Annotated in this window: 13 protein-coding genes; 5 read left to right on the top strand and 8 right to left on the bottom strand. The window is 69.4% G+C overall.

Annotated features, from left to right (window positions below):
- Positions 1-67 precede the first annotated feature (67 nt).
- The gene (gene miaB / locus ACGTNG_RS00165) at positions 68-1411 is read right to left on the bottom strand and encodes a tRNA (N6-isopentenyl adenosine(37)-C2)-methylthiotransferase MiaB (RefSeq protein WP_394574812.1); all 1344 of its coding nucleotides are present in this window, start codon (positions 1409-1411) and stop codon (positions 68-70) included.
- Between the two features lie 416 nt (positions 1412-1827).
- On the opposite strand from miaB, the gene ACGTNG_RS00160 reads away from it, so the two are divergent.
- Both ACGTNG_RS00160 and ACGTNG_RS00155 read left to right on the top strand, forming a co-directional pair.
- Positions 1828-2463: a TIGR04211 family SH3 domain-containing protein gene (locus ACGTNG_RS00160; RefSeq protein WP_394574811.1), complete on the top strand. Its 636-nt coding sequence runs from the start codon at positions 1828-1830 to the stop codon at positions 2461-2463.
- Between the two features lie 2 nt (positions 2464-2465).
- Positions 2466-3095 carry a thiopurine S-methyltransferase gene (locus ACGTNG_RS00155; RefSeq protein ID WP_394574810.1) on the top strand — a complete coding sequence of 210 codons (630 nt, stop codon included), beginning with the start codon at positions 2466-2468 and terminating at the stop codon, positions 3093-3095.
- A gap of 37 nt (positions 3096-3132) precedes the next feature.
- Here the strand turns inward: ACGTNG_RS00155 and ACGTNG_RS00150 are convergent, their stop codons facing one another.
- From ACGTNG_RS00150 to ggt, 6 genes are all read right to left on the bottom strand, one after another.
- A complete protein-coding gene (locus tag ACGTNG_RS00150) occupies positions 3133-3723 on the bottom strand; it encodes a YajG family lipoprotein (protein WP_394574809.1) in 591 nt (196 codons plus the stop codon).
- Between the two features lie 56 nt (positions 3724-3779).
- Positions 3780-4883: a sulfate/molybdate ABC transporter ATP-binding protein gene (locus tag ACGTNG_RS00145; RefSeq protein WP_394574808.1), complete on the bottom strand. Its 1104-nt coding sequence runs from the start codon at positions 4881-4883 to the stop codon at positions 3780-3782.
- Positions 4880-5707 (bottom strand): sulfate ABC transporter permease subunit CysW, encoded by an 828-nt coding sequence (gene cysW, locus ACGTNG_RS00140; RefSeq protein ID WP_394574807.1) that lies wholly within the window; start codon positions 5705-5707, stop codon positions 4880-4882. The genes ACGTNG_RS00145 and cysW overlap by 4 nt, the downstream gene beginning before the upstream one ends.
- Before the next feature lies 1 nt (position 5708).
- Positions 5709-6575: a sulfate ABC transporter permease subunit CysT gene (gene cysT, locus ACGTNG_RS00135; RefSeq protein ID WP_394574806.1), complete on the bottom strand. Its 867-nt coding sequence runs from the start codon at positions 6573-6575 to the stop codon at positions 5709-5711.
- Between the two features lie 18 nt (positions 6576-6593).
- Positions 6594-7604 (bottom strand): thiosulfate ABC transporter substrate-binding protein CysP, encoded by a 1011-nt coding sequence (gene cysP / locus ACGTNG_RS00130; protein WP_394574805.1) that lies wholly within the window; start codon positions 7602-7604, stop codon positions 6594-6596.
- Positions 7605-7792: 188 nt separating this feature from the next.
- Positions 7793-9523: a gamma-glutamyltransferase gene (ggt, locus tag ACGTNG_RS00125; protein WP_394574804.1), complete on the bottom strand. Its 1731-nt coding sequence runs from the start codon at positions 9521-9523 to the stop codon at positions 7793-7795.
- A gap of 141 nt (positions 9524-9664) precedes the next feature.
- Between ggt and rpe the strand changes: the two genes are divergently transcribed.
- The 3 genes from rpe (at position 9665) to ACGTNG_RS00110 (ending at position 11595) form a co-directional block, all read left to right on the top strand.
- Positions 9665-10363: a ribulose-phosphate 3-epimerase gene (gene rpe / locus ACGTNG_RS00120; protein ID WP_394574803.1), complete on the top strand. Its 699-nt coding sequence runs from the start codon at positions 9665-9667 to the stop codon at positions 10361-10363.
- Between the two features lie 9 nt (positions 10364-10372).
- Positions 10373-10660: a GIY-YIG nuclease family protein gene (locus ACGTNG_RS00115; protein ID WP_394574802.1), complete on the top strand. Its 288-nt coding sequence runs from the start codon at positions 10373-10375 to the stop codon at positions 10658-10660.
- A gap of 74 nt (positions 10661-10734) precedes the next feature.
- Positions 10735-11595: a mechanosensitive ion channel family protein gene (locus ACGTNG_RS00110; RefSeq protein ID WP_394574801.1), complete on the top strand. Its 861-nt coding sequence runs from the start codon at positions 10735-10737 to the stop codon at positions 11593-11595.
- Positions 11596-11666: 71 nt separating this feature from the next.
- Here ACGTNG_RS00110 and ACGTNG_RS00105 read toward each other — a convergent pair whose 3' ends face one another.
- Entirely contained in the window at positions 11667-12965 is a 1299-nt protein-coding gene (locus ACGTNG_RS00105) for an NAD(P)/FAD-dependent oxidoreductase (protein WP_394574800.1), read from the bottom strand.
- Positions 12966-13035 lie beyond the last annotated feature (70 nt).

Here is a 13035-nt window from a genome sequence, read left to right as displayed (position 1 = left end):
GTGATCCGTGCGTTGTGGATGTGGCTCCCAGCTTACTGCCCCGGCGCCAGCCGGGGCAATCGCTGACTCAGAAGCGCTCGGGAGAGGCGAGCTCGCCGCGCAGGGAGTTGGGCAGCGCCTCGTTGATCTCGACGTCGACGAAGTAGCCGATCAGCTCGAAGGGATTGGCGGCGCGGAAGTTGACCACGCGGTTGTTCTCGGTGCGGCCCGAGAGCTGGCCGGGGTCGCGGGGCGAGAAGCCGGTGACCAGGATGCGCTGGGTGGTGCCTACCATGCGCCGGCTGATCTGCATCGCCTGCTGGTTGATGCGCTCCTGGAGGATCGCCAGGCGCTGCTTCTTCACGCTCTCCGGGGTGTCGTCCTCGAGTCCCGCCGCCGGGGTGCCCGGGCGCGCCGAGTAGACGAAGCTGAAGGAGTGATCGAAGCCGATGCGGTGGATCAGGTCCATGGTCGACTCGAAGTCCTCGGCGGTCTCGCCGGGGAAGCCGATGATGAAGTCCGAGGAGAAGCTGATGTCGGGGCGCAGCGCGCGGATGCGCTCCATCTTCTCGACGTACTCCTCCACCGTGTGGCCGCGCTTCATGGCGGCCAGCACCCGGTCCGAGCCGGCCTGCACCGGCAGGTGAAGGTGGCTGACCAGCTCGGGGATCTCGGCGTAGGCCTCGATCAGGCTGTCGGAGAACTCCACCGGATGCGAGGTGGTGAAGCGGATGCGATCGATGCCCTCGACGGCGGCCACGCAGGCGATCAGCTCGGCCAGGTCGATCTCGTCGCCGAGCCGGTTCTCGCCGCGGTAGGCGTTGACGTTCTGCCCGAGCAGATTGATCTCGCGCACCCCCTGGTCGGCCAGGTGGATGACCTCGTCCATCACCGCCTCGAAGGGGCGCGAGACCTCCTCGCCGCGGGTGTAGGGCACCACGCAGAAGGTGCAGTACTTCGAGCAGCCCTCCATGATGGAGACGAAGGCGGTGGCGCCGTCGGAGCTCGGCTTGGGCAGGTGATCGAACTTCTCGACCTCGGGGAAGGTGACGTCGACCACCGAGATCTGATTGTCGGCGCGCGCGTCGAGCATGCCCGGCACCCGGTGCAGGGTCTGGGGGCCGAACACCATGTCGACGTGGGGCGCGCGCTTGCGCAGGGCCTCGCCTTCCTGGCTTGCCACGCAGCCGCCCACGCCGATCACCAGTTCCGGGTTGGCCTCCTTGAGCTTCTTCCAGCGACCGAGCTGGTGGAAGACCTTCTCCTGGGCCTTCTCGCGGATGGAGCAGGTGTTGAGCAGGATGACGTCGGCATCGCGCTCGTCGTCGGTGAGCTCGAGCTGATGGGATTCGCCGAGCAGATCCGCCATGCGCGCGGAATCGTACTCGTTCATCTGGCAGCCGTGCGTCTTGATGAAGAGTTTCTTCGCCATAAGAGTAGGTCGCGGCAGCTGGCGCGACGGGACACCGTTGGATGGACGTGGGGAAGTGGCCGGATGGCCACCCGAGACAAGACCCTGCATTATACGCAGCGCCCGGCATCGGGGCCAGCATGGCCCCCGGTCGGCCGTGCCGACTGTGGTACCCTGTGGCCCTTTCGAGGACGGGCCCAGGCGTCGGCCGGTGAGCATGCGCTGGTCAGAAAATGACCGGACTGTGACCGAGACGATGGTCGCGCCGGCTTGCGACGGGTTTCCAGCGGTTTTCCCGATGGTTGTCCACAGCAGCTGTGGGTAACCCGTCCGCGCGATTCACGCATCGCCGCCGTGCCCGGCAAGGACGGCCGGGCGCGGCGAACGCGTCACGATAGAGCAACGACACGCGAGCCTTGGACAGCCAGGACGATGGCATGACGATACACAGACTCAAGATTCTGACACTCGGCGTCGCGCTCGCGACGCTGCCCCCCGTGCTCCACGCCCAGGACGCCGCCGATGCCGACGCTGGCGCCTGGGTGTCGGACGAACTCACCACCTTCGTGCGCAGCGGCCCGACCGACGGCTACCGGATCATCGGTACCCTGACCGCCGGCGAGCCGGTGACCGTGCTCGAGACCAGCGGCGACTACAGCCGGGTCGAGGACGCCGAGGGCGATGTCGTCTGGGTGCTCAGCAGCGAGCTCCAGGCCGACCCCAGTGCCCAGCAGCGGTTGCCGGCCCTGGAAGCCAGGGTCGAGTCGTTGACCGAGGAGCTCGCCGGCATCAACGAGACCTGGGAGAAGCGCACGGCGACCATGACCGACACCCTGGAGATGCGCCAGGCGCGCATCGACGAGCTCGAGGCACGCAACCAGGCCCTCGAGGCGGAGACCGAGCAGTCGCGGGCGACCATTCGGGAGTTCCAGGCGCGCCTGGACACCCAGGAAGAGGACCTGCTGATGCGCTACTTCATGTACGGGGGCGGCGTGGCCGGGGCCGGCCTGCTGGTCGGCCTGATCGTGCCCCACCTGCCGCGCCGTCGCCGCAAGCGCGACCGCTGGTTCTAAGCATGGCGGACGATTGGCTCAAGCGCTGGCACGAGGGGCGCATCGGCTTCCACCGCGACGCTCCCCATCCGGCCCTGGTCCGTCACTGGCCCGCCCTGAAGGTGCGGGCCGGTACCAAGGTGCTGGTGCCGCTGTGCGGCAAGAGCCTGGACATGCGCTGGCTGGCAAACCGCGACCATCCGGTGCTGGGCATCGAGCTCGCCGAGACGGCCATCGAGCAGTTCGTCGCCGAGGGCAGGGGAGACATCACCCGCTATCACCAGGACGGCTTCGACGTCTGCCGACAGGGCAACGTGGAGCTGTGGTGCGGGGACTTCTTCCACTTCCATATCGATCAGGCGGCCGAGATCGGCGCCTTCTACGATCGCGCCGCGCTGATCGCGCTGCCCGAGGCCACCCGCCAGCGCTACGCCTTCCACCTGGCGCAGCTGCTGCCGCCGGGGAGTCGGGGGCTTTTGATCAGCCTGACCCGGGACCCCGGCGGTCCGCCCTACAGCGTCGATGCCGAGGAGGTGCGGGCGCTCTTCGCTCCCAACTTCCGGGTCACCCACCTGGAAGACGGCGAGCCAGAGCCGGGCAGCGGCTTTCGCGAGTGCTTCTGGGCGCTGGAGCGTCGCGGGCCGCTGACCTGATAAGGTGAACCGGTGTGGGGCGGCCCGCGGCGTTGGGTCAGCGCGCCAGCAGGCGACCGAGCTCTGGATCGCGGAAGGCGCGATCCAGGCCGTCGGAGAGCAGCTCGTTGACCATCCGGGTGTTGGCCTCCTTGTCGGGGCGCAGGGCGTAGCCCTGGGTGCGGCGCGAGGTATAGGTGCCGGTGTAGGTGGTGCCGGCATTGATCGCCTCGGCGACGAGCACCGCCTCGAGCCGTGCCTCGTCGATGAAGGGGCGACTCTCGCCGCGCTCGTAGCCGAGGTGATCGAGGGTCAGCGTCAGGCTGGGCCGTCCCTCGGCGCGCTCGGTGGTCGGGGTGAAGCCCATCTCCCGGATCGCCCGCTCGGCCTCGGCCTGCAGCTCGGGCACCAGCTCGTGGGCGTTGACGGTGATCACCGCGGTGGACATGGCGCTGCCGGTGCGCGTGCCGAGCACCTTGCTGTCGCGGCCGTCCACGGCCGTGACCGTCACGGCCTGGCCGCTGCCCGTCTGGGGCACGCCGGCCGTGCGACGCGGATCGAGCTGCAGGTAGTGGGGGCTGGCGCAGCCGGCCAGCCAGCCGGCGGTGAGTAGCAGGGCGCAGGCCCGAAGGACGCGTCGACGCTGCATGGAAAGGCTCCTGATTGTGGATCGGGGGCCGAGTATATCGCCCGGGGGGCGATCCATCAGCCCGCGGTGGCAAGCCTCGGTTGCGCGGCCGGGCGGGCGCCGTGGTCGTCGAAGCGGTGCCAGCGGCGCGGCAGCGCATAGAGGCGCCTGCCGCGGGCGAGCGCCAGGTGCTCGAAGTCGGCGTGGCGCACCGTGGCGAGCCACGGCTCGGCCAGCCAGTCGGCGGCGAGCTCTACGCGCACCTCGGCGCCCACCGGCGAGACGGCGGTGACGGTCATCGGCAGGTGCGCCTCGGCGCTCGGCGCCTCGGCCAGCGCGAGCTCGTGGGGACGCATCAGCAGCTCCGCCGCGCCGTCGGGCAGGTCCACCGCCAGGCGCGCCTCGCCGCAGGTGAGCACGCCCTGCCTGACCTCGCCCTCCAGGTGGTTCACGTCGCCCAGGAACTCGAAGACGAAGCGGTTGGCCGGCGCGCGGTAGAGCGCCTCGGGGGTGTCGATCTGCTCGATGCGACCGCTGCTCATCACCGCCACGCGGTCCGAGAGCTCCAGCGCCTCCTCCTGGTCGTGGGTGACGAAGACGCTGGTGAAGCCCAGCTCGTCATGCAGATGGCGCAGCCAGCGCCTGAGCTCCTGGCGCACCTTGGCGTCCAGCGCCCCGAAGGGCTCATCGAGCAGCAGCACCTCCGGGCGCAGGGCCAGGGCGCGGGCCAGCGAGACCCGCTGCTGCTGGCCGCCGGAGAGCTGGGCGGGGTAGCGCGTCGCCAGCTGCTCGAGCTGGACCATCTCCAGCAGGCGGTGCACCCGGGCGCGAATCTCGCCGGACGAGGGGCGCTCGCGACGCGGCAGCACCGTCAGGCCGAAGGCCACGTTGTCGAAGACGCTCATGTGGCGGAACAGCGCATAGTGCTGGAAGACGAAGCCGATCCGCCGGTCGCGCACGTGCACCCGGGTCACGTCACGCTCGCCGAACTGGATGCGCCCGGCGGGGTCGCGGTCGGGCGACTCCAGGCCGGCCATGATGCGCAGCAGGGTGGTCTTGCCCGACCCCGAGGGGCCGAGCAGGCCGATCAGCTCGCCGTCACCGATCTCCAGGTCGATCGGTTCCAGGGCGCGGGCGCGGGGCCCGTAGTGCTTGGCGATGTTCTCGAGACGAATGCTCATACGAGGGCCTCCCGGCGCGCGGCGCGCCACTCCAGGCCGGCCTTGGCGGCCAGGGTGAACAGGGCGATCAGGGCCAGCAGGGCGGCGCTGGCGAAGGCGCCCACGGTGTTGTAGTCCTGATACAGCAGCTCGACGTGCAGCGGCAGGGTGTTGGTCTCGCCGCGGATCGCCCCGGAGACCACCGAGACCGCGCCGAACTCGCCCACCGCCCGGGCATTGGTCAGGATCACCCCGTAGAGCAGCGCCCAGCGGATGTTGGGCAGGGTGACCCGGCGAAACAGCGTGAAGCCCGAGGCGCCCAGCGTCACCGCCGCCTCCTCCTCGCGGGAGCCCTGCGCCTGCATCAGCGGGATCAGCTCCCGGGCGACGAAGGGGCAGGTGACGAAGACGGTGACCATCAGGATGCCCGGCCAGGCGAACATCAGCTGGAGGTCGTGGGCGTCCAGCCAGCCGCCGAGCCAGCCGTTACGTCCGTAGAGCAGCAGGTAGATCAGGCCCGCCACCACCGGCGAGATGGCGAAGGGGATGTCGATCAGGGTCTGCAGCAGGCGTCGACCGGGGAAGGTGAAGCGCGTCACCAGCCAGGCCAGCATCACCCCGAACACCAGGTTGATGGGGATGGTCAGCGCGGTGACGAACAGCGTCAGGCCGATGGCGGCCAGGGTGTAGGTGTCGCTCACGTTGCCCCAGAAGGTGCCGAGGCCCTGGGCGAAGGCCTGGGCGAAGATCGCCACCAGCGGCAGCAGCAGGAACAGCGCCGACAGCGCCACCGCGGCGCCGATCAGCAGGCGGCGCAGGGCTGGCGCATCACCGATGCGTTGCATGTCAGTTGCCTCCGTGCAGGCGGCGGATGAAGCGCCCCTGCCACAGGTTGATGGCCAGCAGCAGCGCCAGCGAGGTGGCGAGCACCACCGAGGCGATGGCCGAGGCGCCCACGTAGTCATACTCCTGCAGCTTGACGAAGATCATCAGCGAGGTGATCTCGGTCTCGTAGGGCATGTTGCCGGCGATGAAGATCACCGCGCCGAACTCGCCCAGCGAGCGCACGAAGGCGAGCCCGGTGCCGGTGACCAGCGCCGGCCACAGGTGCGGCAGGATCACCCGCCGGAAGGCGACGCCGTCCCGGGCCCCCAGGGTCATGGCCGCCTCGTCGATCTCGTGGGGCAGGTCCTCGAGGATCGGCTGCACCGTGCGCACCACGAAGGGGATGCTGGTGAAGGCCATGGCCAGGGCGATGCCGACCCAGGTGTAGGCCACCTCCAGGCCCAGCGGGGCGAGCGCCTGGCCCATCCAGCCGTTGCTGGAGTAGAGGGTCGCCAGGGTGATGCCGGCCACCGCGGTGGGCAGGGCGAAGGGCAGGTCCATCAGCGCATCCAGGGCGCGCTTGCCGGGGAAGTCGTAGCGCACCAGCACCCAGGCCAGCAGCAGGCCGAAGGCGGCGTTGACCAGCGCCGCCACCGCGGCCGCGCCGAGGGTGATCAGGTAGCTGGCGACCACCCGGGCCTCGCTGACGATGGCCCAGTACTCGCCGAGCGACAGGCCGGCCAGCTGGCCCACCAGGCCGGTCAGCGGCAGCAGCAGCATCAGCGAGACGAAGGTCAGGCTGATGCCGAGCGAGAGCCCGAAGCCCGGCAGCACCCGCTGGGTGCGGCCGGGGAAGGGCAGGGCCAGGCGCGCGGCGCGTCGACTCATGGCGAGGGCTCCGCGCGCTTAGCGGCGCTGCAGCTGGTCGAGCCGGCCGCCGCTTGCGAAGTGGGTCTCCATGGCCGCGTCCCAGCCGCCGAAGACCTCCTCCACCTTCAGTAGCTCGGTCTCGGGGAACCGGTCGGCGAACTCCGCCACCACGGTCTCGTCATGCACCCGGTAGTTGAAGCCGGCCAGCAGCCGCTGGGTATCCTCGGTGTAGAGGAACTCGAGGTAGTCGCGGGCGAGCTCCAGGGTGCCGTTGCGTTCGGCGTTCTCCTCGACCACGGCCACCGGGAACTCGGCCAGGATGCTGACCGGCGGCACGATCACCTCGTAGTCGTCGCTGCCGTACTCCTGGCGGATGTTGTTGACCTCGGACTCGAAGCTGATCAGCACGTCACCGATGCCGCGCTCGATGAAGCTGGTGGTGGCGCCGCGGCCGCCGGTGTCGAAGACCTTGACGTTGCCGAGGAAGTCGCGCATGAACGCCGTGACCCGCTCCTCGTCGCCGTCGAAGGCGCGCTCGGCGGCGCCCCAGGCGGCGAGGTAGGTGTAGCGGCCGTTGCCGGAGGTCTTGGGATTGGGGAACACCAGCTCGACGCCCTCGGCGGCGAGGTCGTCCCAGCTCTCGATGCCTTGGGGGTTGCCCTTGCGCACCAGGAAGGCGGTGGTGGAGTAGTAGGGCGAGGCGTTGTTGGGCAGCTGCTGCTGCCAGTCCTCGGCGACCAGGCCGGCATCGGCCAGCACCTGGACGTCGGTGACCTGGTTGTAGGTGACCACGTCGGCGCGCAGGCCCTGGAGGATCGCGCGGGCCTGGGCGGAGGAGCCGCCGTGGGACTGCTTGATGGTCAGGGTATCGTCGTGCGCCTTTTCCCAGTGTGCCTGGAAGGCCGGGTTGACGGTCGCGAACAGCTCGCGGGCGATGTCGTAGGAGGAGTTGAGCAGCTCGCGCTCCTCGGCCATGGCCGGGCCGACCAGGCCCAGGGCGATGGCGGAGACGACGAGGGTGCGGCGGAAGAGGGGCAGCGGCGACATGGTGACTCCTTGGGCGACGGTTTCCTTAGAGGGCTAAGGTAAACAGCGCCAAGTGGAATTACAATGCCGTCTTTTATTCCTTTTTAGAATTTGTGTATCCGTCGACGCTAAACCACCGACGCCCTCGGCGTGGCCGAGGGCGTCGGGATGGTGCGGGGTCGCACGCGGGCGTGCGGGGCGATCGAGCGCTAGAGCCCCATGGCCGAGGAAGTGGAGCGCCGCGGGTCCGCACCGCCGTAGAAGCGTCCGTCCTCGATCACGATCGACTGGGCGGCGCCCATCGCCGCCTCCTGGCTGATGGTGTGGCCCTTGCCCTCGAGCAGCCCCAGGGTGTCGGGGCTGAAGCCGGCCTCGATGCGCAGCTCGTCGGGCAGCCACTGGTGATGGAGGCGCGGGGCGCTGACCGCGGACTGGATGTTCATGTCGTGGTCGATCACGTTCATCAGCACCTGCAGGGTGGTGGTGATGATCCGCGAGCCCCCCGGGCTGCCGGTGATCAGGAAGTTCTTGCCGTCCTGCTTGACGATGGTCGGCGTCATCGACGACAGCATGCGTTTGCCGGGCTCGATCTTGTTGGCCGCGCCGCCGATCAGGCCGTAGGCGTTGGGCACGCCGGGCTTGGCGGAGAAGTCGTCCATCTCGTTGTTGAGCAGGAAGCCCGCGCCGTCCACGGCGATCCCCGAGCCGTAGCTGAAGTTGATGGTGTAGGTGTTGGAGACCGCGAGGCCGTTGTCGTCGGCGATGGAGAAGTGGGTGGTCTCGTTGGATTCATAGGGCAGCGGGTCGCCCGGGGCGATCTCCTCGCTCGGCGTGACGCGATCCATGGCGATCCCGGCGCGCAGTTCGTCGGCGTAGCCCTCGGAGGTGATGCCCTCGAGCGGCACGTCGACGAAGTCGGTGTCGCCCAGGTACTCCGAGCGGTCGGCGTAGGCACGCTTCATCGCCTCGGCCATCAGGTGCATGGTGTTGGCCGCGCCGAAGCCCATGTCGCCGATGTCGTAGGCCTCGAGGATGTTGAGCATCTGCACGATGTGCGCCCCGCCGGAGGAGGGCGGGCTCATGGCATAGACGTCGTAGCCGCGGTAGTTGCCATGGCTCGGTTCGCGGATCACCGGCTGGTAGGCGGCCAGGTCCTCGCGGGTGATCAGGCCGTCGTGGCGCTCCATCTCGGCGACGATCAGCTCGGCGGTCTCGCCTTCATAGAACTCGCGGGCGCCCTGCTCGGCGATGCGCGTGAGGGTCGCCGCCAGGTCCGGCTGGCGGAAGGTGTCGCCGACCTCGTAAGGGCTGCCGTCCTCCTTGAAGAACATCGCCTCGGTCGAGTCCCACTTCGTCAGGCGCTCGCGGGTCGCGCTCACCCCGTCGACGAAGCGCTGAGGCACCTCGAAGCCCTCCTCGGCGAGGCGGATCGCCGGCGCCAGGGCCTCGGCGAGGCTCAGGGTGCCGTACTTCTCGAGCGCCAGGGCGAGGCCCGCCACGGTGCCGGGCACGCCGGCGGCGCGATGGGTGAAGCGCGACCATTCGGAGACGGCGTTGCCGTCCTCGTCCTGGAACATGGTCTCGGTGGCCGCCGAGGGCGCCTCCTCCCGGTAGTCGATGGCGATCACCTCGTCGCTGCCCTCATCGGAGATCAGCATGAAGCCGCCACCACCGATGTTGCCGGAGCGGGGCTGGGTGACGGCCAGGGCGAAACCCGCGGTGACGGCGGCGTCGACGGCGTTGCCCCCGGCGGCGAGGACGTCGTGGGCGACCTGTGAGGCCAGGAAGTGGCTGGTGGCCACCATGCCCTCGGCGCCCTCCTGGGGGTGGAAGCGCTCGCCTTCGAGGATGGCCGGCTGGGCAAGCAGCGGCGGGGCGATGAGCAGCGTGCCGGCCAGCAGGCCGGCACTCAGGGGACGCGACAGGCAGCGGGTCATCATCGGGTGTCTCCATTGGGGTGGCGTGCCCTGATCACTATCGGCTGCGTGCGGCGAACCTGCAAGCCATACGGCGGGGCGCGAGATGCTGCTAGAATGCCGCCCATCGTGCCCCCTCGACTCTCACAGGAACCGATCGTCGCCATGACCGACTCCCGACTCGATTTCCAGCTTGCGCCCTCGATTCTCTCCGCCGATTTTGCCCGCCTGGGCGAGGAGGTCGACGACGTGCTGGCGTCCGGCGCGGACATCGTCCACTTCGACGTGATGGACAATCACTTCGTCCCCAACCTGACCATCGGCCCGATGGTCTGCGAGGCCCTCCGGCAGCACGGGGTGACCGCGCCCATCGACGCCCACCTGATGGTCAGGCCGGTGGACCGGCTGGTCGGCGACTTCATCGATGCCGGCGCCAGCTACATCACCTTCCACCCCGAGGCCTCCGACCACATCGATCGCTCCCTGCAGCTGATCCGCGACGGCGGCTGCAAGGCGGGCCTGGTGTTCAACCCCGCCACGCCGCTCTCCTTCCTGGACTACGTGATGGACAAGGTCGACATGATCCTGCTGATGAGTGTCAATCCGGGCTTCGGCGGCCAGTCGTTCATTCCCGCCACGCTGGACAAGCTGCGCGAGGCCCGTCGCCGCATCGATGCCTCGGGGCGCCCGATCCGCCTGGAGGTCGACGGCGGGGTCAAGGTCGACAACATCGCCGAGATCGCCCGCGCCGGCGCGGACACCTTCGTCGCCGGCTCGGCGGTCTTCAAGGCGCGCAATGCGGCCGACCCGCACCGCTACGACGGGGTGATCGGCGACTTCCGCCGGGCCCTGGCCGGCGCCTGAGGCGGTCTGGTGAACGCCGCCGATGCGCCGAGCTCGGCCGCCGAGCGCCGCTGGTACCTCTACCTGATCGAGACCGCGGCGGGCGCCCTCTATACCGGGATCACCACCGACGTCGACCGCCGCCTGGCCGAGCATTGTGCCGGCCGCGGCGCCAAGGCACTGCGCGGCAAGGGGCCGCTCAAGCTGGTGCATCGCGAGTGTGTCGGCAGCCACGGCGAGGCACTGCGTCGCGAGGCGGCCATCAAGCGTCTGCCCGCCAGGGAGAAGCGTCGCTGGCTTGCGCACGTGAGCGATTGACGCCATAAAGAACGAACCGTGCGACATGGGGCGGCGGCCGGACGCTCGCCCTTCACACCCCGAGGAGATTTCCCATGGACGGCATCAACGGCATCGATCCCAGTGAGCTGCTGGCCTACCTGCAGAGCACCGGCCTGACCTTCGCCACCAACCTGGTGGCGGCGGCCGCCATCTTCGTGATCGGCCGCTGGGTCGCCAAGGGGCTGCACCGGCTGATGGTGAAGGGCATGCAGCGGGCGAAGGTCGAGCCGCTGCTGGTCAAGTTCCTGGGCAACATCGCCTATGCCCTGCTGCTGGCCTTCGTGGTGCTGGCGGCGATCAGCCGCATCGGCATCCAGACCGCCTCGCTGATTGCGTTGATCGGTGCCGCGGGCCTGGCCGTGGGCCTGGCCATGCAGGGGTCGCTGGCCAACTTCGCCGCCGGGGTGATGGTCATCATCTTCCGGCCCTACAAGATCGGCGACTACGTCGAGGCCGGTGGCGTGGCCGGGGTGATCGAGGACGTGCAGATCTTCACCACCGAACTTCGGACCGGCGACAACCGCAAGATCCTCGTGCCCAACGGCCAGATGATGAGCGGCGCCATCACCAATGTCTCGGCCCACGAGACGCGCCGGGTCGACCTGGCGGTCGGGGTCGGCTACGAGGCCGAGATCGACACCGTGCGCCGTGTGCTCGAGGACGTGGTGGCCGACGATCCGCGCGTGCTGGCTGATCCCGCCCCCAACATCCGCATGAGCGCCATGGGCGACTCCAGCGTCACCTGGATCGTGCGGCCCTGGGTGAAGGCCGGCGACTACTGGGACGTCTACTGGGAGATGACCGAGGCGATCAAGCGCCGCTTCGACGCCGAAAGCATCAGCATTCCCTTTCCCCAGCGCGACGTGCATGTCTATCACCACGGCGAGGCCGCGGGGGGCCTCGACGAGCGCTGAGCGCCGCGCAGGCTCCATTGACGAGGGCCGCCGGGTCTCCCCGGCGGCCCTCGTCACGTTTCATCACGGCGTCAGTGCAGTTTCAGGCGCGGTTTCAGGAAGCGGTTGAGCCCGTCCACGACGACCATCAGCCCGGTCTTCAGGGTGCCGTGGATGGCGCGCTGGTGCATGCGATAGAGCGAGGCGTAGAAGAACTTCGCCAGGTGTCCCTCGATGAACAGGCTGCGTGCCGAGGCGCCGCGCATCAGGCTGCCGATGGCGTCGAAGTGCGCCAGCGAGATCAGCGAGCCGCGGTCCCGGTAGACGAAGGCCTTGAGCGGCTTGCCGGCGAGCTGGGCCTGCAGGTTGCGGTAGAGCGTGGCGACCTGCTGATGGGCGGCCTGGGCGCGTGGCGGCACCGTGCTGCCGTCCGGCTGGGGACAGCTGGCACAGTCGCCCATGGCGAACACCCGCGGATCCTCCGTGCTCTGCAGGGTGTCGTGGACCTGGAGGCGGTGGTTCTTCTCCGTCGGCAGGCCCAGTTCCGAGAGCAGCGCCGGGGCCTTGATGCCCGCCGCCCAGACGCCGAGATCGATCTCGATGCGCTCGCCGTCGGCGGTATGGATCGCGGTGGCCTCCACCCGGGTCACTCGCGTCTCGGTATGGATCTTCACGCCCAGGCGCTCCAGCTCCTTGTGCACCGCCTCGCTGATGCGTTCCGGCAGCGCCGGCAGCACCCGCGGGGCGGCCTCGATCAGGTGCACCTCGAGCCGGTCGCTGTCCAGGGAGGTGACGCCGTAGCTGTGCAGCATCCGCGTGGCCTCGTGGAGCTCCGCCGAGAGCTCGACCCCCGTGGCACCGGCGCCGACGATGCCCACCGCCATGCGCGCCGGCCGCTCGCGGCGCGGGTCGTTGTGGCGCAGGAAGGTGTTGAGCATCTCCTGACGGAAGGCCTCGGCCTGGTGCGGACTGTCGAGGAAGTGGCAGTGCTCGCCGACGCCGGGGGTGTCGAAGTCGTTGCTAACGCTGCCCAGCGCCAGTACCAGCTGGTCGTAGGCCAGCTCACGGTCGGGCAGCACCTCGTCGCCGGCATCGTCGAGCACGGGGGCGAGCGTCAGGGTGCGGGCCTCGCGGTCGATGCCGCTCAGGGTGCCGCGCTGGAACCGGTAGCCGTGCAGGCTCGAGTGCGCCTGGTAGGAGATCTCGTCCAGCCCCGAGTCCAGCGCGCCGGTCGCGACCTCGTGCAGCAGCGGCTTCCAGATGTGGGTGGCGTTGCGGTCGACCAGCACAATCTCCGCGCGGTGGTGCCGGCCGAGCTTGCGGCCCAGCCGGGTGACCAGCTCGAGGCCGCCGGCCCCCCCGCCGACCACGACGATTCTTGGCAGGTTCATGTCACTCTCCCGAAAGATTGGAGGCTCCAGCATAAGCCTTCGCCGATTTCCTGCCCATCGCCGCTCCGGC

It is taken from the genome of Halomonas sp. B23F22_3 (assembly GCF_043496965.1).
Classification (GTDB): domain Bacteria; phylum Pseudomonadota; class Gammaproteobacteria; order Pseudomonadales; family Halomonadaceae; genus Halomonas.
Note: the sequence above shows the minus strand (reverse complement) of the source record. Positions and strands in the feature narration are given on the sequence as shown.